This is a genomic window from Hoskinsella mucinilytica, from assembly GCF_045223415.1.
Lineage (GTDB): Bacteria > Bacillota_I > Bacilli_A > Erysipelotrichales > Erysipelotrichaceae > Hoskinsella > Hoskinsella mucinilytica.
The window spans coordinates 1-24,249 of record NZ_JBEQZJ010000050.1 but is presented as its reverse complement, the minus strand read 5'-3'; the positions used below and the strand labels follow the sequence as shown (position 1 = coordinate 24,249).

The following is a 24,249-nucleotide window of genomic DNA, read 5'->3' as shown; positions in this document are numbered from 1 at the left end:
TGGCTGTACCTTTCTTCCATTGCTTTTCATCAATACATAATGATTCACCAATTGATGATCATCATCGATCACATGATCAAAGAAGGTGATCTGATGAACAACTTTAAGTTCACTATAGTCATCACCTTCTTGTAACTGATTTACTAACATGTGTGCAGAATAATACTGAAACCTAATAAATTCCGTATCCAACAATCCTTGACTTTGCATTTCAATGTTATACTCTCTCATTTCTTCATCTCTTAAATGGATATCCATGAGGATACGTTTGTTGCCTTCTTGTTTAGGTATCATTTCCGGATTACATACTTCTGTTCTTTTTGGCAAAATGTTCGTTGTTAAACCAATCACCGTATGTCGCAAAAAGATAGAATCATCATCCATACCGATGAAAAAATGCTTAAATAAGACATCATTTTGAAAACTTACTTTTTGTTGCTTTGTTTCATCAATTTTTTCCAATGGTTTCGCCTCGTATCTTTCTAGGCTCGTTATATAGAAATGGCCCTTACCTATCTACATACGTAAAACAGAGGTGAAAATCCTAAATTTTATTCAAATCTTTTTTAAAATTAGAAATTCTTCTTTATTTTCATCCAATGAAAAGGTGAAATCTGCATATATCAAATACAAGATTTCTAACTTCATATCTATTGGATAAAGACAAACTTTCAGAAAAAAAACGAATCAGTAATTTATAACTACTGACTCGTTGATTAGGATTCTTCCTTGGCTTTTTGAACCTTTAATTGTTTTCCTTTGATTGTTTTTTTCTGTAATGCTTTTAAAACTAGATTTCCTTTTCCATGCAAAATATCCACATAGGATTGGCGCTCTTGAATTTGAATTACACCGATGTCATCGCCAGTCACTCCTTCTATTTCACAGATAGCACCAACAATGTCACCAGCTCTCAACTTTTTGCTTTTTCCTCCATTTAGATACAGTTTCATAGTATCCTTACGAATTTCTTTTGCTTTGTCTTCTTTAATTTCTATGGGCTGTCGTAGACCTTGTAAAAGCTTTTCTGTTACTTCTAGCATTTCTACTTCTTTTTTGTCTTTGATCGTCAATGGCTCCCCTAAAAACTCTTCTAATAAACGAACACGTTCTCCATCATATTGAGATAATAAAGAAATGGCAGTACCACTAGCGTTGACACGTCCACTTCTACCAAGACGATGTACATAAGTTTCTGATCGATTTGGCATATCATAATTGATGATATGAGAAACCTCTTTGATATCAATTCCTCTTGCAGCTACATCAGTTGCGACAAGAATTCTAAGCTTCCCTTTTTTAAAATCTTTTAGATTCTCCATACGATCTTCTTGAAGCATTCCTCCATGGATCTTATCGACACTCAAATCTCGTTCATATAAAGCATCACAAACTTCCTTTACATGCTCTTGGGTCTTCGCAAATATGATACAACTCGTTGGCTGTTCCTTACAAAGTAGCTTCAATAAGAATTCAAGTTTTTCATGCTCCTTCATACGATAAGCATAATGTGTCACAAGCTCTGTTACTGCATGATGACTCTGTATTTCCACCATCTTTGCATCTTTCATAAATTCTTTAGCCAAATTTTGAATGGCTTGAGGATAGGTTGCGCTAAATAGACATGTTGTAAGATTACCCGGGAAATATTCCATAATTTCTTTCACACTATCGATAAATCCCATATTCAACATTTCATCTGCCTCATCCAGAATAAATGTTTTGATTTTCTCTAATTTCAGTGTTCCCCTTTGTAAATGATCTAAAACTCTACCAGGTGTTCCTACAACAACATGGCATCGTTGTTTTAAATCCTGTACTTGAAAACGATAAGGCTGTTTTCCAAACACTGCAGTTGTTTTCAATCTTTTATATGCTCCAATGTTATCAAATTCCTCTTTGATCTGTAATGCTAGTTCTCTTGTTGGGGTTAAAATAAGACATTGAGGATCTCTTTCTTCCCAAATAATCTTCTCAATGATCGGAATCGCAAAGGATGCCGTTTTTCCACTTCCTGTTTTTGATTTTACAATAACATCTTTTCCTTCTAATATCAAAGGTATGACCTGTTCCTGTACAGGCATAGTTTCATCATAACCAAGCTTATCTAAAGCTTCTAAAATTGCTGTATCTAATTGAAACGCTTCAAATTTCATAACTTCACTCTCATTTCCTTCTTTATTATACAGGAATGTGGTTTAAATTGCACAAGATTTCGTATCTTACAAAAGTGTAAGTGAAATGTCATCGTATTCACAGGACAACTTTAGGTTCTTTCTATTATAATGAAAGTAGAAAAAAGGAGGTCATCATCATGAAAAAGGCATTAAATGTCATTGGCGCATTATTTTGTATTTTATTCTTTGGCTGTGAAGAATCCACTTTTTCTAATGAATGAATCCCCTATCTTTTATACCTATGGTTAATTTATTTGCTTAAAAATAAACAAGAACTCAATTGTTTCCTTACCGAGGCTTTGTTACAATGATAACAAAGACAGGAGGGTTTTATGAAAATAAATGAAATCATACGAAAGCAACGTCTTTCTAAACACCTTACACAACAACAATTAGCATCTTATTTAGGCGTCACAACACCTGCAGTCAATAAGTGGGAAAAAGGTATCACTTATCCAGATATCACCATGTTACCTGCATTGGCTCGTTTGTTAGATACTGATTTGAATACCTTATTGTCTTTTCAAGAGGATCTCAGTAAACAAGAAATTCAAACATTTCTCAATCAATTGATCTTAGACACACAAACAAATGGTATCCAGCATGCCTTTAATATGGCACTTACAAAAATTCATGAATATCCAACCTGTGATGCTCTGCTGTTTCAAACAGCAACACTCTTGGATGGCTTGATTTCCTGGGATATGGCACATAGCACAAAGGAAATGATAAATGATATTGAACAAATTTATCAACGATGCAGGAAAAGTGAAAATTTAGAAATCAAATATCAAGCAACTTATATGTTAGTTTTAAAACATATGCTAAACAATGAACTGAAACAAGCCAATGAGCTTGTGGAAACCTTACCTGAAGAACCGCATTATGATAAGATTCGTACACAGGCACAAATTTTCATAAAACAAGATCAGTTAGAAGATGCTGCACAAATACTGGAACAGAAATTGTTGAAAGATATGAATAGCGTTTTCTCAACGCTAGAGGACTTGATGCTCATCGCAGAAAGCGAGAATAGAGCACAGGATGCAGATCACATTGCAACTTTGTATCGTCAATTATCTAAACAAATGGAATTTTGGAATTATCAATCTTATATCGCAGATTTTCGACTTTCCCTTTTGCGTAAAAATGCAACAGAATGTATCCAAATTTTAATGCAGATGATTCATGCAATGCAAGATGAATGGAAGCTATCAGAATCCACCTTATTTCAACATATCAAGCAAAATCCTCAATCTTCTCGTATCACAGAAATGACACTTCCGGCAATGCTACAAGATCTAGAGGATCCAGATCAACATGAATATGATTTTATCAAAGAGCATCCTGATTATGAACAGCTCATACATACATTTCATACAGCAATAAAATAAATACAGGTACCTATTATCAGCACCTGTATTTTCTTTATTTTTTCAATATCGATTGTATTTTTTCTTTTAGTTGAGCTGCGGCTTTATGACAATCGTTTTGTTTCATTATTGCAGAAACCACGCATATCCCATCGATATCTGTTCCTTTTAAAATGTCACAATTCTCTACATTCAAGCCACCAATTGCACCAACCGGTATATCGACATGCTTACAGATATCTTGTAAAGTCTCTACCTTAGTGATGATCGTTTTTACCTTAGTAGTTGTCGGATAAATTGCGCCTACACCAAGATAATTTGCACCATCTTTTTCTGCTTGTTGAGCAACAGCCACGGTTTTCGCAGTAGCACCTACTATTTTATTGGGACCAAGTAGTTTTCTTGCCATAGCTACTGGCATATCCTCAGCGCCTACATGAACTCCGTCTGCATCTACTGCCAATGCCACATCTAATCGATCATCAATCAATAGTGGTAAATCATATCGATCTGTGATTGCTTTTACTTTAAATGCCAAATCAATATAGTCTCTTGTTGATTTGTTTTTTTCACGAAGTTGAAGTAACGTAACACCACCCTTACAAGCTTCTTCTACTTTCCAAAGGAATTCTTCTTCACTCATATCAGAGGAATCTGTGACCAAGTATAACGTTAAATCTAATGTTTTCATACGGTTACCTCGCTTATCTTTGCATGTTCCATGAAATCCTGTTCACTTAATGAATAAAGCCAGTCAAATAATTGATAATGAAAGCTCCCCGGTGCCTTTGCATGTACATGACATTGTTGTGCCACAACTCCGAAATAACTACATGCCATGACACTAGCTTCTAATGATGGCAATACCGATAAAAAACTTGCGGTAATTACATTCAGCATACAGCCTGTACCGGTACATAATGTCATCATCTCACAACCGTTTTCCACAACATGGGTTCTATCACCATCACTGATGATATCATGTTTTCCACTGCAAAGAACCACACAATGATGCTGTTTGGCAAACGCCTTGATCCATGTCGCACTTTTTAGTTCACTTTCAATATCCGCTATACCAACATCAATACCCTTCGCATGACTGGTTTTCCCTGCAATTGCCCGTATCTCCGAAAGATTGCCTTTTATGACATTTGGACAACACTCCGCTATCATCTTTTTGGCGTAGGACAAACGAAGACTACTACATCCAACTCCCACAAGATCGAGAATAACCGGAATTTGATGTGTTTTTGCGATAGAAAGAGATCGCCACATCGCTACTTTTCTGATATCATCAAAATTACCTAAATTTAGTGCCAATGCCTTACTTTGTTTCGTGATTTCTTCTACTTCATCAGGATGCTGTGCCATAATCGGTTTCGCCCCTAAAGCAAGCACTGCATTGGCACAATCATTCATGGAAATCGGATTGGTGATACAATGAATCAGATCATGCTTCCACAACAGTTTCTTTCTGCTGTTCCATAACTCCTCGTACTTCATCATAGCTTCTACCTCCAAGCTTTGTTTGCATCTTCACTAGCATTCCATTATGTTGTAGCTTCAATAGGAAGACAAAGGCAATGCTACCACCGATGAATGTTCCCATCAAAAAGCTAGGTACATAGAACATCCAAGTCAATCCATTTTTACCCCATAAAAACTCCATAACAGGATAGGATACCATAGCCCCGATGATACCTGTACCGATGATTTCTCCCAATACTGCTGCCCATATTTTTCCCTTGCTAACTCGATATAAGATACCTGACAAAGCAGCTCCAAACACTGCCCCAGTCAATGCTAATGGCGGAATCCCCATCAATGCCATACGAATGATTCCAATCGTTACTGCACAGCCTAAGGACCACCATGGTCCCATTAAAACCGCCATAGTGATATTGATCAAATGTGCCATTGGACACATTCCTTCTACACGAAGAATTGGTGAAATAACGACACCAATTGCCACCATCATAGCGAAAAATACACTTTTGAAAATTTGATTTTGCTGACTCATAAAAAACACCCTCCTATTTGCTGTCTGGATAGAAACAAATAAAAGGATCATAATAAAAATCAGCGCCTTTTACTGGTTTCCTTTCCAGATATGGTACGGTCGAAACGATAACAGTTTCCTCTCAGCCTGTTTGCAGGCTCCCTCGCTGATGTTCTTTTCACGTAAGGCGCTCCCCTTCCGCTAGCAGTAATAAAAAAGAGATATATCGCAAGGATATATCTTCAGAATAACTTCCAATCATACTCCCTACGTCGGCATTACCCGTATCAGGTTCACAGGGTCGAAACTTTCTCGTTTCCTCTCAGCACAATCGGCTCCCCTTTTATTACAGTAGTAATGGTACCACTTTACATTTCTGATTGCAAGAGTGGTTTTGGTATTTTATGTATTTTTAGCTATATTTTATAATCTGTTACTTGTAAGAATAATTAGTTCAAACTGCATTTGAATATTAGCAATATCGGCAACAATTGATACTGCTTCGACCTGCTTTATTAAGTCTTTTCTTGTCCTTTTATATTTTTTCTTGTTATGTAGGCTAATTCTATTCCATACAGTAACGCATCAAATCTTAAAGCCTTAATTTCATCATTATCAGGTAATATATATGAGACTACATCTTCTTTCACAGCTAACACATCTTCGTATGTTAGCGTATTATAGTGATCCTAAGCTAAATAATAATCTATTAATTTTAAATGATAGTACTTTGTAATGCGACCTATTTCAAAGTGTTCATCACTGTTCACTTCTTTTACAACTTTCTTTGTTTTAGTCTTATCTATTCTTCTTACTGGGCTTTTTAAACTATGATTTTCTTCCTCTAACCAAGAGAAAAAGCTTAATAGATTTCTTCTTATATTACCAACAATTACCTTGCTACAGTTATTCCTTTGTTGATAACAAACAAGATAGTCTCTTATTAATGACTGAATTAAGCACATAAAAAGTTAACCTAACATCAATCATAGCATTCTCGTAAAAAGACCTTAAAGATTTGAATATTGCATCGTTTAGACATTCTACCTTAAGGTCTTTCATAGATTCAAATTAGACAAAACACATCTTAATGCTTGCAGTAAACAAGTTATAAACTAGCGCTAACATAATAGCCATCATGAGTTGCTTCTGCCACTGTAGCTGGTCGATTAGCATCCCCAATGATATTGGTATCTTGTATGAGATGGAAAAAGGAATTCGCCAATTCTTTTTGAGCCTTCATTCCAACAGCATAGATAACAGTTTCTGCCTCTATCACCTGTTCTTTTCCCTGTTGAGAAACCGTAATAGCATGTTGATCGATTCTTTTACATTCCGCTTCCAAGAGAATTGTTATATCTCCTGCTTCCTTTAGACACTGTAATAACCCCATACGAACATGCTCATTCAAATTGGAACAAAGTTGTCTACTCCATTCAACCAAAGAAACTTGTCTACCAGATTTCACAAGTAGCTTTGCTAATTCTGTTCCAACAGAACCCCCTCCGATAATTGCGACCTGTTGTTTGATTTCATCTTGATGTTCATAAGCGTACAATGCATTCATAACATGCTTTTGTTCAATACCTTCAATCCTTGGTTTCATTGGCTGAGCACCAACTGCAACAATGATCGTATCTGCATGCTTCATTTCCTCTCGATGATCTTGTGCATCACAGGACAAACGCACCTCGATATCTGATTTCATGATTTGATAAATCAAATAATCTTTATAACGCTTTAAATCGAGTTTAGAATCATCAAATTCGCTACAATACAGCTGCCCACCTAAATGAGCTTCCTTTTCCATCAATATGACTTTATGACCTCGTTCATATGCGGTTAAAGCAGCTTTGCATCCAGCAGGTCCACCACCTATTACATATATCAACTTTTTATTTTGAGCCTTAGGAAGAACGACAGGTACACGATTTTCATGTAAATAACGAGGATTAACAGAGCAACAAGTTATGCTCTTCATTCCATAATGCTGATTTTTTTCTCTTGCATACATGTTATAACAATTCAAACAACGTAAACATGGTACGATATCCGCTTCTTCTCCATTCCATACTTTGCTTGTCCAGAAGGGATCGGCAATGATCTGTCTACCTATCACTACTGCATCTGCTTCTTTTCTCTGTAAAATAGATTCTGCCTCTTGCGGTGTCATAATTGCCCCAACTACAGCTACTGGAATATGCAGTGCCTCTTTCACCATCTTAGAAAGACCGGTATTGATCATATGCGGATAATATGGAGATGTTGTCATTCTACTCATAGCACTAAGTTCACGTTCTAAACCACATGAAACATGTACCATATCAATTAGATGCTCTATGCTTTGTATAAATTGTATGATTTCTTTGGTAGATGTTCCATCCGCAATATGTTCATCTAAGCTAATTCTCATATCAATAGGATATTCCTTGCCTACTGCTTTTCTTACACGCTCAACAATCATCATAGGAAATTTCATTCTATTTTCAAAACTTCCTCCATATGAATCTGTACGTTTGTTAAAATGAGGTGAAAGAAATTGAGTAGGAAGCCATCCATGACCAAAATGTAACATGACCATATCAAAGCCATATTCCTTTGCGTCCAACGCTCCCTTTGCAAAAGCATCCGCAACTTCATTCATCATGGTTTCGTCCATTGCCCTTACTTCTGTCCCATCTTCTCTGATAAAACCAATTGGTCCTATGGCATAATCCCCAGGTTTTACCTTCGCATATTGACCGACATGACATAGCTCAAATTCAGCCTTTGCCCCACGTTGGCGAATGATAGATACCTGCTCTCTCACCTTCGCACTCTGTGTCATATCCTCAAAACAATAAGGACCTGGTGCCATTCTTGATCTTCCATCTGGAACACAACCACTGGTTCCTCGAATGATCATACCAATGCCACTGATAGATTTATCCGTTAAACTACCCAAAGGTGCAGATATGATACGGTTTTTTAGAATCATTTGATTTACTTTTAATGGTTGAAATAAGAGTGGGTATTTACAAGTCATATCATCATCCTCCTATTCTTCTGGGATATCCTTGAATCCCAATACATAGGTGATTGCCGCAGAACCAAAGTAAGCAACCAACATCAAGCCACACCAGATGATAAAAGTATCACCAAAGAATAATGGTAGTCCACCTAATCCACAAAGCCCTAGACCATATGCTTTTACCATAAATACCAAAGATAATGCACCACAGATACCTGACATGATACCCACTGCAATAAATGGTTTCTTTGTTGGTAACAATACCCCATACAAAGCAGGCTCTGTAATACCAACTGCTCCAATCACAGCCGAACTTATACCTTCTCCTCTTAGATTTTTATTTTTCGTTTTCAAAGCCACTCCTAACGCTGCCCCTGCAACTGAAGCATTGCCAAATCCTAAAATTGGAAATACAACAGAATATCCCACTGTAGCCAATTCATTCAAAACAATCGGAATAGCCGTTGCCTGATGTATCCCTGTCAATACAAAGAAAGGACAGGTAGCTCCGATAATCAAACCACCAAAAATTGCGAAATTAGAATAAATATAAGTAATTCCTTTTCCTAATAGCTCAGATATGATTTGCGCTAGTGGACCAGTTACCGCAAGCATCACTGGCAAAGCTACTAAAATCGTGATTGCTGGTACCAGTACAGACTTTAATACTGTTGGTGATATTTTTTTCGCAAGTTTCTCAATCCAGTATACTACAGGCATGGTTAACATGATTGGTGTTAGTGTAGAAGAATAGGTTACCAATTTGACCGGTATTCCATAAAAGGATGCATATGCCGTTCCACTGGCTGCTGTTTCTAATATGGCAGGATATACTAAAATCCCCCCTAGTACCGCCCCAATATAAGGATTGACCCCAAGCTTTTTCGCTGAACTAAATCCCAATAAAAGTGGTAAGAAATAATATCCTGCACTACCTGCTGCATTTACAACTTGATATCCATAAGTAGCTGCATCTACATTAAGATAAGAAAGCATAGCAATGATACCTTGAATCAAGCCACAACCTATTAGTACAGGAATGATAGGCTGAATCGTACCAGTAATATAATCAATTACGCTCTTCCATCCAAAGCTATGAGTTTTAACTGTATCCTTGTCTTCCTTAATATCTGTTATGTTCATCAAGGCATCATACACATCATTACATTTCCCACCAAATACGATTTGATAAGTCATATTGAAGAAGGATGCCCCCTTAACACCTTCCAGTTCTTTGATCGTTGCTTCATTTACCAATTGCTTGTTCTTCACTTCTATACGAACCCGAGTAAAACAGCTAATGATGCTGACGATATTTTCATTTCCGCCAACGTTGTCTAATATACTTTTTGCGATTTTTTCATAGTTCATCATAGGTTCCTCTCTTTCTCGCTTGTTTCGCTGCATGGTCTTTTTTTTATCCATTTCACCTCCTGTTTATCCACTTAAAGACGACATGCTTTGAGTTTAGCCTAATTGAATAGTGACTACCTCAATGATCTATTTTTAAATCCTTGCAATTTCTTAAATGCAGGATCAAATAGTTTTTTTCAGGGCTTTTAATCTCTCTACCAAACTCATTTTTTAAATGCAGGCTAAGACTTTCAACACATTCCCATTCTTTCTGAAACACCTCTGTTATCGTTTTCGATAACAGCTGATCATCTATATCATTTTCTTTATCCTCAATATATCGCTTTGCGAAATGTTTGATATGGTTAAGTAATCTTGTATACGCCAACCCATCCTCATCTATCACATTTAGATAATTTTTACGTAAAAATGTAATGGTCGCGTCCACAACCTCTAAGGTTTTTCCTACATAACGCTTTCCTTTATTATGCGTATTTTCGATTACATGCATAGCAATATAACCTATTTCCTCTTCTGGTATATCAACTTGATACATTTGATAAATCAGCTTTTTTGCATACAATCCAATTCCATATTCCTCACGATAAAACTGTTTTACTTCGACAAGAAATGGATTGTCAATATCCGTCTGTTCTCTAATTCGTTTTATGGCAAAATAAAGATGATCGGTAAGTGATAAATAAATACTTTCACTTAGCTGAATATCATATTGCGCATATGCATATGCTACGATTTTTTCTGTTAATTCCAGATAAGAAGCTGGAATTTGTGATATTAATTCTTCTAGTTTTGTATTATCATTCAATATAAAAACCTTTTGAATTTTATCTTTACATACATAGTCACCTGGTTTGGCTTGAAACCCTATACCAGTTCCCATCACCACAACTTCACCTTTTCGTCTATCTTTTGCAATGACCACATTGTTATTTAAGAGTTTTTTTATTTTCATGTCGATACCCTCTCTGCTTTTATAATCATATCCCCAGGCTCTATCTCTCCTATTTCTTTTTTCTCTAAATGAAATTCATCGCTATTTTCTATCACGAGCATCGTTGTAGCGCAATAAGATGCTTGAATCTTTTTCAAATCTAGCTTCATGATCATTTCTCCTGCCTGCACAACATCGCCAACCTTAACCATTGTGTGAAACCCATCCCCCTTCATTTCCACTGTATCGATTCCAATGTGTAGAATGATGTTCATATGCTCTTTACTTTCAATTCCAATCACATGTCCGGTAGGGAATACGATCGTGATCGTTCCACTCACCGGACTATACAATGTGTCCTCCAACGGATCGAATGCCACTCCATCTCCCATCATTTTACTACTAAACACCATATCATCGACTTCTTCCAAGGGTTTTAATCTTCCCTTTATAGGGGCATAAATCCTCATTGGTTGTTCCTTGAGCTTAATTAATTTTTTTCTGTGAAATATGTTCATAATGACCTCCAAATAAACAAAAAAACCAAAACTAGCATCAAAATGATGTTAGCTTTGGTTTCGCCTGCATGACCAGTGACAATCCAAATAAGTACAACTGATTCTATTTACAATTTCATTTTAGCATTCAGAATTCTAAAAGTCAAGGCAAAATCATGTTATTCAGTATGAACAATTCCCAATTTCAACAAAAACTAAAAAACGCATCCCATCCTTCTTCTCCTATTCTGTACCAACACAGTCCATAAAACGATCAATAAATTCCTCAATGCATTGGCTATGTAGTACTTTGTTTAAATTTCCTGTATCTAACAACTGACTAACAAGATGATCAAATATATTAAAAAACATGGCTCTTTCATCACGATTGATGGCAAACAATAACACGACATTCACTTTGTTATTCCCCCAATGAATTCCTCGTTCAGATAATAATACAAACATTCCTGTTTTGATTGCATTCATTTTAAAAGAATGTGGAACAGCCACTCTTCCAAAAGCGGTAGAAGACTCTTTCTCTCGTTCTTTGATATCCTCTAAATAGTGGTCATCTACATAACCCTCTTTTTCCATACGATGACATAACTCCTTGATCACTTCATCAGATTCTGTCATATATTCATTCCTCATAAAAATTTTTTTATCAGTAATCTGAAACAGGTATTCCTTTAACTTTGTTTTTTTCTTCTTTATCTTTACTTTATCTACAGCAGCAAAGATCACTGCCTTATCCTTTGCTGTAAGAAATGGCGTAATGCAAACATATTCCTGAGTATCCAATCTTTGATTAGGTAACGTGGATATCAATAAATCACATGGATGCATCATGGCCTCATTTTGTTTGGTAATGACCTTATTAATCACAACGATATCATGAAATGCAGAATTTAAATTTTGTAATAATTGATTGGTAAAATCATAATATTGAGGAAACAATAAATTACAACTGATGCGATCATTAAAGAAATCTTTTTCGCCCATGATACATCCGATATGTAAAGCCAAAAATGCAATTTCATGATCTTCAACCTTATAATGCGTGATACGTTTGATATGATCTGCTATCTCAACTGCATATTCAAAAATCAAAGGACAACTCATTTTGATATGCTCAGTCAATTGGTTTTTTGAAACAAATCCATTCTTTAATCGAATCAACAAATTTTTGATATGAAGTGAAAATTTAATCACAAAGGCTTCAGAATCGACATCTAAAATTCCCCATTCCTTCATGACTACTCTTAACTCATTTACTAAATCCATACATTCTGTACCTACAAAGCCGGATAAATTCTCTAAATTAATATCAGAAAATTCTATTTTCATTAGACTGCTAATAAGAATATTGGTTAATTCTTCAAATTCACATTCACTATAAACAATATGATAATTCGCTTCTATATTCTCTACAATTTTCTTACAAAGTTGCATTTCTCGAATGCCATAGCGATCTCTTCTTTCTTCTTGTGATACATATTCAAACTTCTTTGAAATTCTATCAATTCCGATCACGACCTCAAGCACAAGATTCAAAAGTGCATATTCATTTATAAAATAATGGTATTCGTTACAACTTTTCTGTATCATATCTGACAATGCTTCGATATCATAATTAGGAAAGATATGACTCAAGCTCTTATAGCTTAAAATGTTCTCACAAAAAGATTCCGATATCAAAGAACTTAAAAATCTACGTTTATCTAATTCTGAACCTTCTAATTCTACTAAGTGGTCATTTACCTTTACAAAGATATCATGATCACTAAGTTTATGCTTTACAATGATAAAATCCTTTCTCACTGTTTCATAACTAACTGCCATTTCATCCGCTAAATCATATAAATCTGTTGCTTCATCTTTAGGTCTGGTCAGCATGCTGTTCAACATATAAGAAACCCTATCATTTTGTGTTTCTGGTAAAACACCATCCTTTTGATTCCAATCATTTGGTATCATCTTTTTATCTATGCGATACCCTTTATTAGAAGATATGATACAAGCTGCCTCATCATTGATTTGCGCAATATAATTTCTAACACTCTTATTGGAAACACCCATTTCTCTTGACAATTCCTGTGACGTCATCACTTCTTCTTTTGACAAAAGGAGTTGAATCAGTTTTCGGCACTTTTTATTCATGTATGTTTTTCAAATCTTTTTCTAGCTTTTGAATTCTGAGTTCATAGGCGTGAAATACTTTAAGCAAACGCCTAGTCAGAATGATCTCACTATTGATGGTCATCAGGGTGTCTTGTGCATGGGCAAATAATAATGAATATTCCCCTTTTTCCCCCCTGGTTTCTGCTTGAATACGATCTGTTTGTGCTTTATGAGCGATTGTTATATTTTCTTCTGCTTCGTTTAAGCATGCTTCTGCTTTCTGGAAATCACCTATTTCCAAGGCCTTGATTGCTTCTAGATTTGCTTCTCGTGCATCCCCGGCATATAAAATAATTTGCATAGAACTTTGCACGATTGATTCTTCCATTTCTTCTTTTTTCATGATATTCCTCCTAGCGTATGATCCAAGATCTCTCCATCACTTTCTATCACTTTTTGATACCAAGTAAAACTATCTTTCTTTATTCTTTTTCCACTGCCTTTACCTTCATCATCAAGATCTACATAAATACAACCATATCTTTTTTTCATTTCACTGGAAGAACAGCTTACGATATCAATTGGTGTCCATAATAAATAGCCCATGATACAAACACCATCTTGGATTGCTTCATATATTTGTAGTAAATGCTCCTTGATATAGGAAATTCGATATAAATCATGTACACAGCCATCTATCACTTCATCCTCGGCTCCAAATCCGTTTTCAGTAATGAACAATGGCACATGAGGATATCGATCAGCATATGTATTTAATGCTGTTCTAAGACCGAGTGGATCTATTTCCCATCCCCAATCACTTGCTTTCAAATAAGGATTCTTACTTCTTACAAACATATTATCATCATCCTTTGAGGCATCATTTATTTTCGTATAGTAATAGCTAAATGCAAGATAATCCATAGGATAATTTTTTAATAATATGGCCTCTGTTTCCTCCATTTTAATGTCAATATGATGTTCTTTGAAAAATCGAAAGGCATAGCCTGGATATTCACCTCGCAGCTGTACATCAGGAAACAGAAATTGCATTTGATTTTTTTTAAGGCTAAATAATACATCTTCCGGTTTACATGTCGCAGGATGTGCTATCTTATCACTCAGCATAGTTCCGATCATGATACCATCATCTATCTCAATAGCTTTTTTCTTTACCAATGCACTTGCGACAAATTGATTATGGATCCCCTGATACGCTGCTCCTAATGGATCATCATATGCAAGAAATGGTATTCCTAAAGAATCAAAATTCGCCATATTAATTTGATTAAATGTAATCCAATAGCTAACTTTTTTATGATAGCGCTCTAACATCCATCCTGCAAATCTCACAAAGTGGTCGATCACTTCTTTATGAATCCAACCATGATAGACTTCTGAAAGATACGCCGGCATTTCATAATGTGATAATGTAATGACAGGTTCCATACCATTTTTTATGATACAATCAATCAAAGCATCATAATAGAGCAAAGCATCTTGATTTGGTTGTTCCTCAATTCCTTTGGGGCAAACATAAGACCAATCAATACTAGTACGAAAAGCCTTTAATCCTAATTCTTTCATTAAAGCAAGATCCGTTTCAAAGGTTTCAAAGAAATGTATCCCACGTCGTTTTGCGTAATTTTGATCTTTTTCATCTTTTAATATCGTTTGTTTCCATGAGGTAAACTCTGCACGATCATCCTTTTCTTTAACTTTTTTACAAAAGGTATAGTCCGCAATAGATAAACCTTTCTCTACTTTTCTCTCATATAATCCATCAGCCTGATTCGAGGCAATGGCACCTCCCCATAAAAAATCCTTTGGAAATTTTATTGTTTTCTTCATACGTTATACTCCTTTAAAAGAGTGGCGGATACCACTCTTAGTTAATCCTCATCTTCGATTCCATTTGCCTCTTCTTCCAGTAACTTATTATCATACATTTTAAAGAACGGATACCAGATGATAGCGGCAACAGTAAAATTAATGGCAGTTAATAGTACACCACTGATTCCTGATACAAAGAATCCTTGAAGGAATTCCGGACAATACCATAGAGAGAATACTTCTGTAGGAATACTTACCAATCCCAGGGACATTGAGAAATAAGTGATACTCACAGTAACAATGGCGATGATCCACATCGGTAACATAAGAATCGGATTCCATGCTACAGCCCCAAATACAAGTGGTTCATTGATATTTAAAATACTAGGAACAATACAGGTTTTTCCCAAAGCCTTTAATCCTGTAGATTTTGATTTCAACATCAATATAGACAATGGTAATGTACATCCACATCCACCTAATGCAATAAGCCCGAATACAACTTCATCACAGAAGATATTTGCGGCACTTGCTCCAGCCTCCGCATTTGCAGTAATTGCCGCAAGTGCAATTGGCGTAAGGATCGGTGTAAAGACCCATCCACTGATACCTAAGGAATAAAAGATGGTTGGTATCAAATATAACAACAACATTCCAGGGAAGGTTTGCGCAATACCAATAAGTGGACTGAATAGATCAATAATTGCTTGATACATATTGAAATCTAATTGAATGACCAACAACCAACCTATGAAAACTACTGTAAAGATAGGTAGTAAAGAATTGAACCATTGTTGAATAAAGCCTGGCATTGCTGAGTCTTCTTTAAATAAAGAGAATTTCGCAAACACATTCATAATCAGTGCAACAAAGATACCAGCGACGATGGAAACAAACATACCTCCTGCACCAAAGCTTGAAAATTGATATAAGTAACCAGCTTCCATTACATCCGGTTTTACAATGATCATAAATAATGAAATACCAGATAATCCTGCAATATATTTCATATTCAAATGTTTTTTGTTCTCCATGATGAAATATGGAATCAAAAATGCCATAAATAATCCAATCAAACCAAACGTATAGTTTCGAATATCTACAAGGTCAGGTATATCTGGTAGATAGTTTCTAATTACATTGTATAATGTGATAACAGATCCCACAAGTATCATAGGTAATACTTTATCAATAGATTGTTTTACCCCCGCAATCCATGCATTTTGTGCTAACTTATCAGCTTTCGGACCAACGACTTCGTTCATCCATTTCATAAATTTCTGCATACTTTTTTCCTTTCCCTTTCTTATTCTTCAAATAAAGATAAAATATGATCCAATGCTTTTTCTCCATCTAGCATCGCATAATATGATTTTTTCATGATTGCAACCTTAACATCTTTTCCTTTTGCTTTTTCTTCTAAATCAGCCACAGCATATTTTAGATGTGGTCCAACCATGATGGCATCGATTTCATCAATATAAGAGTCTACTTCATTTTGACTTCTTGCTTTTACTTTACAAACAATGCCTCTTTTCTTTGCTGCTTTATTGATGTTTGTGGCCATAAACCCACTGGATGCCCCTGAACCACAAACTAGAAGTACATTCAAATCTTTCATATACATTCTCCTTTCCTTGCTTACACCTTGATTATATTCTTTGTTATTAATGGAAACAAATAAATAATTACCTACTCATCTGGTAAATTTATCCATAGTCTATCTTATCTCTTTTATAATCAACTCTATTATAAAAAAATCCTGACAATCATTACGCTATATAATGACTGTTAGGACTTTGTATTTCTGTTATTTCACATATCTCATTTCTATCGGTATATTCATATGTTTCTTAGATAACTCACAATAATATAAGTATATTTCCAATAAAAAGTCGGTTTTTACTTTATGCTTTTTATGTTTCTTTATCCACTTTCGTATGGTTGGATCATTCTTTTCAAACCCAATACAAAGCCCTGTTTGAAAAGACAGTCCTTTATATGTAATCACTCGTAGACAAAGTAATTGTATCATGTCTTTTTTGTTAAGCAAAGCCATTCTTTCATCAACAATCGTGATTTTCTCTCCTGTTAATACGTTCTCTAAAAAAACATTACAATCTTCTTCATCAATATCCTTTACTTGATATAGACCAAGTTTTGAATCAATCATTGCTTGAATCATCGCTTTATTTGCTTCACTTCTTACTTTCTTTTCTCGTAAAAACAGTTCACTAAGAGAATCACTAAAATGTGGATAAATAAAGAAATCTCCAAACACATTTCTTTGTAAACCATCATCATAGTTAAACGAAATTTCACAATCTAGATCATATTGATTAAATCCTTGATTTACAATTTCTTCACAAGCATCTTGATAATCATTAAAAAAGTCACTCATTTTATCAATGATCTGTTGATGCAACTTCCTTGTCTGATGATATTGTTTAAGACTCTCATTTGATTGATGATCTCGTCTATGGGATTTTATAAGCAAATCCGCAGCAGCATCTTGAAGCTTTTTTAAATCTTCCATGTTCAGTTCTTTTTCATTCATTATCATTACCTCTCAATTTCTTTCTTCTTACAATCAAATAACAAATAATGTGTGCTGTAATGGTCAAACACCATGATATCGGATAGGACACATAGAGTGAAAACAAGGTATGTTCCATTTGAAAAATCGTAAAGATCCATATCACACGAAATAGACAGGCACCTGTTAATGATACTAACATCGGCATGATCGAGTATCCCATACCTCTTAGACTTCCTACTAAGACATCCATTACTCCACATAGGAAATAAGATGCACTGACCACACTTAACCTTGAGATTCCATAAGATATAACCTCTTCACTTGACGAATAGATACTCAACAATGGATGTCCAAGTACATATGCCCCAACGCCAAGGGTCAAACCTACAAAGGTAACAACACCAAGACATTGTAATAGAATCTTATCAATACGATGGTATTGTTTTGCGCCCATATTTTGAGATGTAAAGCTTAACGATGTCTGATATATGGCATTCATTGATGTATAAACAAAGCCTTCAATATTACTAGCAGCAGTATTTCCTGCCATAACAACAGAACCAAAAGAATTTACCGAAGATTGTATCAATACATTAGAGATATTAAATATCATCCCTTGTAATCCTGCCGGTAATCCAATCTTTAACATCCCTATGACTTTATCTTTATGAAACTTCAATTCCTTAAGATGTAGTTCTAAAAATCCTTCAGATTTGGTCAAACTCAAAAGAATAAAACCTGCACTGATGATTTGCGCAATGATGGTAGCCAATGCAACACCGGCTACTCCCATATGGAATACGATCACAAACAATAAATTAAACAATACATTAATGACACCTGCGACTGTTAGAAAATACAAAGGTCGTTTTGTATCTCCAATTGCTCTTAAAATCGCTGCACCAAAATTATAAATCATAAATGCAGGCATCCCTATGAAATAGATTCTCATATATAATACAGATAGATCTAAAACATCAGTTGGTGTTCCCATCAATTCCAACAAAGGCCTTGCTAGAAAAAGCCCCGCAAAAATCATGATAAGTCCGCCCCATATAGCGATATAAATAGCGGTATGTACAGTTTCAGATGCATTTTTAACATCTTGTGCTCCACAATACTTTCCTAACATAACATTAGCTCCAACCGATATACCGATAAATAAATTCACAAGCAAATTGATCAAAGAGCTAGTGGATCCAACTGCTGCTAATGCATGACTTCCGGTAAACCTTCCAACAACAACGATATCTGCGGCATTAAATAATAACTGTAATACTCCTGATAATATCAATGGTATCGCAAATACAATGATCCTTGTAAATAATGGCCCATGACACATGTCAATTTCATAACTTCTTTTCAATCCATTTCATCCTTTTCTTATAATTTTCTTATATGTTTCGATATCATATGCTCCTATCGCTTTATTTTCTTAAATCGATATAGAAAGCAATCTGTCAGCGAATACCAAATATAGTTTCTACACAATCATCATCTAACACTCGATCACTGCTTATATCTGTATGTTCCAACATGGTTTCTACCTTATTTTGAAGTGTAACATCAATAAAACGATTCACATCAATCCCTCTTAACTCGAAAAAAAGGAATGGATTTTCATCAAATCTTGCGCCGATCCCATACATAACGGCAGCAACATGTTTACACATCAATGCCCAATCAGGACAACTGCATTGATATGATATTTCTTTTGGGGAAGGAAACAGACCTGAATCACTCAAAAACAGTTTTTTTAAATCATCAGGAAAATCCCCATTGATCAATTCTTCCAAGTTTTCTATTTTTCTGCTACATTGTTGAATAATCGTTTGACAATGCTCTTCATTTAGACGGCTTATCCTAATTTCCACTTTATATGGTGCTTTTCTAGACCCCTGAACTCTTGCGCTGATCTTTCCATTGGTGATTTGAAGATCAATCACTGCTCCGGATCTTACATAGCGCTTTCCTCGATCTAAACGAGTTGTATAATCTGCATAGCTTTCCATTTTATGACACCATGCTTTTCCCCACCAGCTTTGAGTGATGGCTCTTCCTTCTATTACAATAGGATGCATTTTTTTGCCTTTTTTCTCAGCTTTGCTTGCACTTTCCTGTGCTTTTCTTTTTAGCTCCTCAACACTGATTTGAGAATATTGTATGGTTGAATTCCAATAATTGCTCATAGCCTTATCCTCCTAATCCAGTTGTAAGATCTTTAAGAGATCTTCATTGCTCATTTCTGTAATCCATGTTTCTTTTTCAGATGAAATAATGTTATCAGCCAATGCTTTCTTTGAGGAAATCAATGCATCGATTTTTTCTTCGATCGTCCCTTCACTTACCAATTTATGAACAAATACTTTCTTTGTTTGTCCAATACGATATGCACGATCACTTGCTTGATTTTCTACTGCTGGATTCCACCAGCGATCAAAATGAATGACGTGATTTGCCGCAGTTAAATTTAATCCGGTTCCTGCTGCTTTCACAGATAATATCATATATGGATAATATTCATCACTATTGAATTGTTCAACGATTTGAGTTCGTTTTTTGACAGAAGTTCCCCCATGAAGTACAAAACCCCTTTTGTGGAAAACACCTTCCAAATAATCACAAAGTGGTTCGCATATTTCTTTATATTGTGTAAAAATCAATACCTTTTCACGTTTTTCAAATATCGTTTCACAAAGCTCTTTCAACATTTGAAATTTTCCACTTTCTTTAGGCAGATAGCTCATATCATGCGTAAATTGATCTGGATGATTACAAATTTGTTTCAATTTAGTGATTGTAGATAAAATCAAACCTCTTCGTTCCATCCCTTCACTTTCTTCTATTTTTTCAGCAACCTGTGCCATAAGATGACGATATAACATTACCTGTCGCTTGCTTAAAGATACATAATCTATCATTTCCACCTTATCCGGCAAATCATTGATGATACTTTTATCTGTTTTCAATCTACGTAGGATAAACGGAGAAACCATATTTTTCAGTTTTCCACTATATTCTGGTGCTCGTTCTACCTTTTTGCTAAAGGTTTGAAATTCTTGATAACTTCCCAAGAGTCCTTTATTCAGGAAATCAAACAAAGACCATAAATTGCTTAAATCATTTTCAATAGGTGTACCGGTCATTGCAATTCTCATGTTAGATTGTAAGGATTTGACTGCCTTGGTCTGCTTTGTCAGTGGATTTTTGATAGCCTGTGCTTCATCCAAAATTACACAATTCCATGAGCATGCTTTTATTTGATCAATTTTTGAAACCATACCATAAGTTGTAATTGTTAGAAAGCTGGATTCTTTCTGCAAAATGTTTTGAAGTACAGATACCGGTTTCCCATGCAGGATACGAAAATCCATATGACCAGCAAATTTTCTGATTTCTTTCTCCCAGTTTCCAAGCAAGGAAGCAGGAACAACCAATAATACTCTTGCATCCGGTTGAGTTTCTTTCATCTGTTGTAGATATGCCAATACCTGAACAGTTTTTCCTAGTCCCATATCATCTGCAAGACAAGCCCCAAAGCCAAGTTCGCCCATATAATTTAACCATTGATAACCATTCATCTGATAAGGACGAAGTGTCGCATCAAAATCATGTGGCAATGCCTTCTCTTTCAGTTTAGATGGTGATTTTAGATTCATCATTAGATTTTGAAGCCATGTTCCATTGGTCAAAATAATGCCAGAATCTGGATCTTCATCTTCGTTTAATTGAAAGTTTAAAGCTTCTTTTAATGTCATCGTACCTTCATAATTCTTTAATTTCTCTAAAAGTTCTTCTAGTTTCTTATGATTAATTTCTACCCATTGACCTTTTAACCAAACCAATCCTTCTTCTTGTTTTAAAAGTTCTTCAATTTCTTCCTGTGTTAACAATGTTCCATTGACTACAATACTTGGTACCATTTCTAATAAAGAGTCAAAGCCAAGCAAGGATGGCTTTTGATCGCCGATACTAACTGAAAGATTTAAAGATTGATATTTTTTCTTCCACCAATTTGGTACACGACATAAAATACCACAGGTTTCAATAAGTGGAACACTTTGTAATAATTGATAGGCTTCCTCCACTGTTAATTTTATTGGATGAAACATTTCTCCTGATTCCATAAAATCGCTAATCAGCGTTGATACCTCAGCCGCTTTATTTAAACTAGATAAAAGGGTAATCAGTTTTAATCTATCATTTTGATATTCTTGTAATGCATATTTTAAAGGAACGTGTCGAATGTGTCCTGCAGCATCTTTTGTTGCATAGGTCGCAAGGAACGCAAAAGGGTATGTTTCATCTTCAGAATGATCAACAAGATGAAAAAAGATACGCTGTGCCACATGAAGATGCTGGCTTTTTTCAGCAAGATACATTTGAACACTGCCTTGATATGTAACAATTTCCTTCGCAAATACCTGTAACAGCTTATCGTACATCTTCATTAGCCATGTTTCATCAATAAATTCAGCACCTATTGCATAGGGAACACTTCGAAGAAGCTTGTCTTTTTGTTCTTCCTTCAAATGGATTTCTACAGCCTCTCTAGCAATTTCTAGTTCTGAATGTGATGTTAATTCATTCAAAAAGGTATCACTTACTGTATGCAGAAAAGACGCTGAAAGAGTTAGTCCTGTATATTCTTGAAACCCAAACTCATAAAATGCTTGATATTTATCTTCACGAAATTGCTGAATCAAAGAAGATTTTTCTTCCTTTATTGTTACTTCATCAAGAAGAAAACCATCTTTTGTAAATATAAAATGGAGATTAGATACGTCTTGTTGTTTCATTTTCTCATCCTCAGTTTCTATCAGCGATTGACTCATTTCTGCCAATCTTTTTTATATGATGTAAAGCACTGCGTTGCGCCATTGATTCTTATTGTCCCATTACATTTTAATTTGATATACATGCTTATTCATTATGTGCATTTTCTAATTTTATCTTTTTTATAAATCAGACTTATCATATATATTTTCCTCTCTTTTCGTCTTTACTTTATTTTACAATATACTTTGTCATATAAAAAGGATTTATCACCATTTTCATACAAAACGAAGAAAAAACCGCAATACCTTTCCATATTGCGGTTTTTTTGATCCCTTTTCATAGTCAGAGAACTAAATGACTCTTTCTTACCTAATGAATGATCATCTTAGTTTTTGGATATTTTACGATAAGTTAACATCAAGACACCTGCAGCAAGTAATATCAATGCAAGGAATTCTGTCGTCTGTGTAGTATGACAAAATAAAATAACTGTTTTCATTAATTCAGAAGAATAAAGAAGTACGGAAGATTAAAATAATATCAGAACAACGATTACGTGATATGAATAGAGTTTCTCGGATTTTTCATTACAAGAATTTCTTTTTGTTTATGTGAGCTAACGTGTGTATAAATCTGGGTGGTAGATATAGAGCTATGTCCTAGTATCTTTTGAATATAACGGATATCTACATCCTCTTCTAACAATTGTGTCGCAAAGGTATGCCTTAGCATATGTGGTGTAATATGCTGATCCAATCCAATTTCTTGTTCAATTTTTTTTAGTAGGATACGCACAGACTGTTCAGATAATCGTTCATTGCTCTTATTGAGAAAGAAATACTCGCTAACTTGTAGCTCTTCTTGATATAATGCCTCATATTGTTTTAGAATTTTCAAAACATTGTCATTTCCAATCTGTAGCATTCGCTCTTTGGCACCTTTACCAAAAATCAACAATTCTCCATCATTTAAATTTATATTCTTACATTTGATATTACATAATTCCGATACACGGATACCAGTTGAAAATAATAGTTCGATGACTGCGGTATTTCTTACTGCTTTTTTCTTTTTATATAAGGTTGGACTATTTTGAATCTTTTGATATGCCATTTGAATAATTTGATTCATATTACTCATTTGTATCGTTCTTGGTAAAAGTTTCGGTTCTTTAAATTGAATACGGATTTTTTCGAATGGATTCGCTTCGATATAATCTTCATAAGTCAAAAAGCTAAACAATGCTCTAATAGATGCTATTTTCCGTTTTACTGTTTTTGGTTTTGGATATCGCTCATACAAACAGTCAAAATATTGATTGATGATATCCTTTGTACAATCTTTCTTTTTTGCATATTCCATGAATTGGTTAAGATCGATAGCGTATGCTTTTAATGTCTTTGGGTTAAGATTTTTTCGTGTCTTGCATTCGCCTAAATACTTCTCTAGCAGTTCCCTTGTTATCTGCATGCTTATCACCTCATAGAAAGGGTAAAGGATAGAGAAGAAAATTGCAAAGGATTGAGGTTATTTGGTAATTTTTACCTATTTATACCTTTTTAAAAAACTTGTTTGTGATATAATTGTGATATAAGGATAATAAGAAATTATCTGTA

Annotated in this window: 22 protein-coding genes and 1 riboswitch; of the genes, 1 reads left to right on the top strand and 21 read right to left on the bottom strand. The window is 34.9% G+C overall.

Translation table 11 applies throughout. The annotated features are described in order from the left end of the window. Together UGRO018_RS15360 and UGRO018_RS15355 are read right to left on the bottom strand one after the other, a co-directional pair. On the bottom strand, nt 1-462 hold a 462-nt coding region (locus UGRO018_RS15360; RefSeq protein WP_416327384.1), incomplete at its 3' end, for a PD-(D/E)XK nuclease family transposase. 254 nt (nt 463-716) lie between these two features. Then, nucleotides 717-2,156 carry a DEAD/DEAH box helicase gene (locus UGRO018_RS15355; RefSeq protein WP_416327383.1) on the bottom strand — a complete coding sequence of 480 codons (1,440 nt, stop codon included), beginning with the start codon at nt 2,154-2,156 and terminating at the stop codon, nt 717-719. A gap of 353 nt (nt 2,157-2,509) precedes the next feature. Between UGRO018_RS15355 and UGRO018_RS15350 the strand changes: the two genes are divergently transcribed. Continuing rightward, complete coding sequence (locus UGRO018_RS15350; RefSeq protein ID WP_416327382.1) at nt 2,510-3,571, top strand: helix-turn-helix domain-containing protein; 1,062 nt, start codon at nt 2,510-2,512, stop codon at nt 3,569-3,571. Nucleotides 3,572-3,605: 34 nt separating this feature from the next. Here the strand turns inward: UGRO018_RS15350 and thiE are convergent, their stop codons facing one another. The 19 genes from thiE to UGRO018_RS15255 all read right to left on the bottom strand — a co-directional run bounded on the left by thiE (nt 3,606) and on the right by UGRO018_RS15255 (nt 24,103). Beyond that, a complete protein-coding gene (thiE, locus tag UGRO018_RS15345) occupies nt 3,606-4,241 on the bottom strand; it encodes a thiamine phosphate synthase (protein WP_416327381.1) in 636 nt (211 codons plus the stop codon). After that, entirely contained in the window at nt 4,238-5,056 is an 819-nt protein-coding gene (gene thiM / locus UGRO018_RS15340; protein ID WP_416327380.1) for a hydroxyethylthiazole kinase, read from the bottom strand. Before thiM ends, thiE begins: the two co-directional genes overlap by 4 nt. Next, the gene (gene thiW, locus UGRO018_RS15335) at nt 5,001-5,570 is read right to left on the bottom strand and encodes an energy coupling factor transporter S component ThiW (RefSeq protein WP_416327379.1); all 570 of its coding nucleotides are present in this window, start codon (nt 5,568-5,570) and stop codon (nt 5,001-5,003) included. The genes thiM and thiW overlap by 56 nt, the downstream gene beginning before the upstream one ends. Nucleotides 5,571-5,795: 225 nt before the next feature. After that, nucleotides 5,796-5,901, bottom strand: a riboswitch (TPP riboswitch). A 163-nt stretch (nt 5,902-6,064) separates the two neighbouring features. After that, nucleotides 6,065-6,199 carry a hypothetical protein gene (locus tag UGRO018_RS15330; protein WP_416327378.1) on the bottom strand — a complete coding sequence of 45 codons (135 nt, stop codon included), beginning with the start codon at nt 6,197-6,199 and terminating at the stop codon, nt 6,065-6,067. Between the two features lie 39 nt (nt 6,200-6,238). Further along, entirely contained in the window at nt 6,239-6,514 is a 276-nt protein-coding gene (locus UGRO018_RS15325; RefSeq protein ID WP_416327377.1) for a hypothetical protein, read from the bottom strand. A gap of 143 nt (nt 6,515-6,657) precedes the next feature. Next, nucleotides 6,658-8,574 carry an oxidoreductase gene (locus UGRO018_RS15320; protein ID WP_416327376.1) on the bottom strand — a complete coding sequence of 639 codons (1,917 nt, stop codon included), beginning with the start codon at nt 8,572-8,574 and terminating at the stop codon, nt 6,658-6,660. 12 nt (nt 8,575-8,586) lie between these two features. Further along, the gene (locus UGRO018_RS15315) at nt 8,587-9,984 is read right to left on the bottom strand and encodes a PTS transporter subunit EIIC (RefSeq protein ID WP_416327375.1); all 1,398 of its coding nucleotides are present in this window, start codon (nt 9,982-9,984) and stop codon (nt 8,587-8,589) included. Nucleotides 9,985-10,051: 67 nt separating this feature from the next. After that, on the bottom strand, nt 10,052-10,885 hold the full coding sequence (locus tag UGRO018_RS15310; RefSeq protein ID WP_416327374.1) for a PRD domain-containing protein: 834 nt from the start codon (nt 10,883-10,885) through the stop codon (nt 10,052-10,054). Further along, a complete protein-coding gene (locus tag UGRO018_RS15305) occupies nt 10,882-11,382 on the bottom strand; it encodes a PTS sugar transporter subunit IIA (RefSeq protein WP_416327373.1) in 501 nt (166 codons plus the stop codon). The genes UGRO018_RS15310 and UGRO018_RS15305 overlap by 4 nt, the downstream gene beginning before the upstream one ends. 222 nt (nt 11,383-11,604) lie before the next feature. Continuing rightward, a complete protein-coding gene (locus UGRO018_RS15300; RefSeq protein ID WP_416327372.1) occupies nt 11,605-13,521 on the bottom strand; it encodes a BglG family transcription antiterminator in 1,917 nt (638 codons plus the stop codon). After that, nucleotides 13,514-13,885, bottom strand: a complete 372-nt coding sequence (locus UGRO018_RS15295; protein ID WP_416327371.1) for a PTS lactose/cellobiose transporter subunit IIA — start codon at nt 13,883-13,885, stop codon at nt 13,514-13,516. Before UGRO018_RS15295 ends, UGRO018_RS15300 begins: the two co-directional genes overlap by 8 nt. Beyond that, nucleotides 13,882-15,333 (bottom strand): glycoside hydrolase family 1 protein, encoded by a 1,452-nt coding sequence (locus UGRO018_RS15290; RefSeq protein ID WP_416327370.1) that lies wholly within the window; start codon nt 15,331-15,333, stop codon nt 13,882-13,884. Before UGRO018_RS15290 ends, UGRO018_RS15295 begins: the two co-directional genes overlap by 4 nt. 41 nt (nt 15,334-15,374) lie before the next feature. Beyond that, nucleotides 15,375-16,601, bottom strand: a complete 1,227-nt coding sequence (locus UGRO018_RS15285; RefSeq protein ID WP_416327369.1) for a PTS sugar transporter subunit IIC — start codon at nt 16,599-16,601, stop codon at nt 15,375-15,377. 20 nt (nt 16,602-16,621) lie between these two features. Continuing rightward, nucleotides 16,622-16,936: a PTS sugar transporter subunit IIB gene (locus UGRO018_RS15280; protein ID WP_416327368.1), complete on the bottom strand. Its 315-nt coding sequence runs from the start codon at nt 16,934-16,936 to the stop codon at nt 16,622-16,624. Between the two features lie 189 nt (nt 16,937-17,125). Continuing rightward, nucleotides 17,126-17,872 (bottom strand): hypothetical protein, encoded by a 747-nt coding sequence (locus UGRO018_RS15275; RefSeq protein ID WP_416327367.1) that lies wholly within the window; start codon nt 17,870-17,872, stop codon nt 17,126-17,128. Next, nucleotides 17,865-19,220, bottom strand: coding sequence for an MATE family efflux transporter (locus UGRO018_RS15270; protein ID WP_416327366.1), 1,356 nt, complete (start codon nt 19,218-19,220; stop codon nt 17,865-17,867). The genes UGRO018_RS15275 and UGRO018_RS15270 overlap by 8 nt, the downstream gene beginning before the upstream one ends. Before the next feature lie 94 nt (nt 19,221-19,314). Further along, nucleotides 19,315-20,043 carry an SWIM zinc finger family protein gene (locus UGRO018_RS15265; protein WP_416327365.1) on the bottom strand — a complete coding sequence of 243 codons (729 nt, stop codon included), beginning with the start codon at nt 20,041-20,043 and terminating at the stop codon, nt 19,315-19,317. A 12-nt stretch (nt 20,044-20,055) separates the two neighbouring features. Continuing rightward, on the bottom strand, nt 20,056-22,653 hold the full coding sequence (locus UGRO018_RS15260) for a DEAD/DEAH box helicase (RefSeq protein WP_416327364.1): 2,598 nt from the start codon (nt 22,651-22,653) through the stop codon (nt 20,056-20,058). A gap of 532 nt (nt 22,654-23,185) precedes the next feature. Next, nucleotides 23,186-24,103: a tyrosine-type recombinase/integrase gene (locus UGRO018_RS15255; protein WP_416327363.1), complete on the bottom strand. Its 918-nt coding sequence runs from the start codon at nt 24,101-24,103 to the stop codon at nt 23,186-23,188. Nucleotides 24,104-24,249 lie beyond the last annotated feature (146 nt).

Excerpts from the sequence above, each read along its gene's own strand:
- UGRO018_RS15355 (WP_416327383.1), bottom strand. The coding sequence starts at position 2,156 with ATGAAATTTGAAGCGTTTCAATTAGATACAGCAATTTTAGAAGCTTTA.
- UGRO018_RS15350 (WP_416327382.1), top strand. The coding sequence starts at position 2,510 with ATGAAAATAAATGAAATCATACGAAAGCAACGTCTTTCTAAACACCTT.
- thiE (WP_416327381.1), bottom strand. The coding sequence starts at position 4,241 with ATGAAAACATTAGATTTAACGTTATACTTGGTCACAGATTCCTCTGAT.
- thiM (WP_416327380.1), bottom strand. The coding sequence starts at position 5,056 with ATGATGAAGTACGAGGAGTTATGGAACAGCAGAAAGAAACTGTTGTGG.
- thiW (WP_416327379.1), bottom strand. The coding sequence starts at position 5,570 with ATGAGTCAGCAAAATCAAATTTTCAAAAGTGTATTTTTCGCTATGATG.
- UGRO018_RS15325 (WP_416327377.1), bottom strand. The coding sequence starts at position 6,514 with ATGTGCTTAATTCAGTCATTAATAAGAGACTATCTTGTTTGTTATCAA.
- UGRO018_RS15320 (WP_416327376.1), bottom strand. The coding sequence starts at position 8,574 with ATGACTTGTAAATACCCACTCTTATTTCAACCATTAAAAGTAAATCAA.
- UGRO018_RS15315 (WP_416327375.1), bottom strand. The coding sequence starts at position 9,984 with ATGGATAAAAAAAAGACCATGCAGCGAAACAAGCGAGAAAGAGAGGAA.
- UGRO018_RS15310 (WP_416327374.1), bottom strand. The coding sequence starts at position 10,885 with ATGAAAATAAAAAAACTCTTAAATAACAATGTGGTCATTGCAAAAGAT.
- UGRO018_RS15305 (WP_416327373.1), bottom strand. The coding sequence starts at position 11,382 with ATGAACATATTTCACAGAAAAAAATTAATTAAGCTCAAGGAACAACCA.
- UGRO018_RS15300 (WP_416327372.1), bottom strand. The coding sequence starts at position 13,521 with ATGAATAAAAAGTGCCGAAAACTGATTCAACTCCTTTTGTCAAAAGAA.
- UGRO018_RS15295 (WP_416327371.1), bottom strand. The coding sequence starts at position 13,885 with ATGAAAAAAGAAGAAATGGAAGAATCAATCGTGCAAAGTTCTATGCAA.
- UGRO018_RS15290 (WP_416327370.1), bottom strand. The coding sequence starts at position 15,333 with ATGAAGAAAACAATAAAATTTCCAAAGGATTTTTTATGGGGAGGTGCC.
- UGRO018_RS15285 (WP_416327369.1), bottom strand. The coding sequence starts at position 16,601 with ATGCAGAAATTTATGAAATGGATGAACGAAGTCGTTGGTCCGAAAGCT.
- UGRO018_RS15280 (WP_416327368.1), bottom strand. The coding sequence starts at position 16,936 with ATGAAAGATTTGAATGTACTTCTAGTTTGTGGTTCAGGGGCATCCAGT.
- UGRO018_RS15275 (WP_416327367.1), bottom strand. The coding sequence starts at position 17,872 with ATGAATGAAAAAGAACTGAACATGGAAGATTTAAAAAAGCTTCAAGAT.
- UGRO018_RS15265 (WP_416327365.1), bottom strand. The coding sequence starts at position 20,043 with ATGAGCAATTATTGGAATTCAACCATACAATATTCTCAAATCAGTGTT.
- UGRO018_RS15260 (WP_416327364.1), bottom strand. The coding sequence starts at position 22,653 with ATGAAACAACAAGACGTATCTAATCTCCATTTTATATTTACAAAAGAT.
- UGRO018_RS15255 (WP_416327363.1), bottom strand. The coding sequence starts at position 24,103 with ATGCAGATAACAAGGGAACTGCTAGAGAAGTATTTAGGCGAATGCAAG.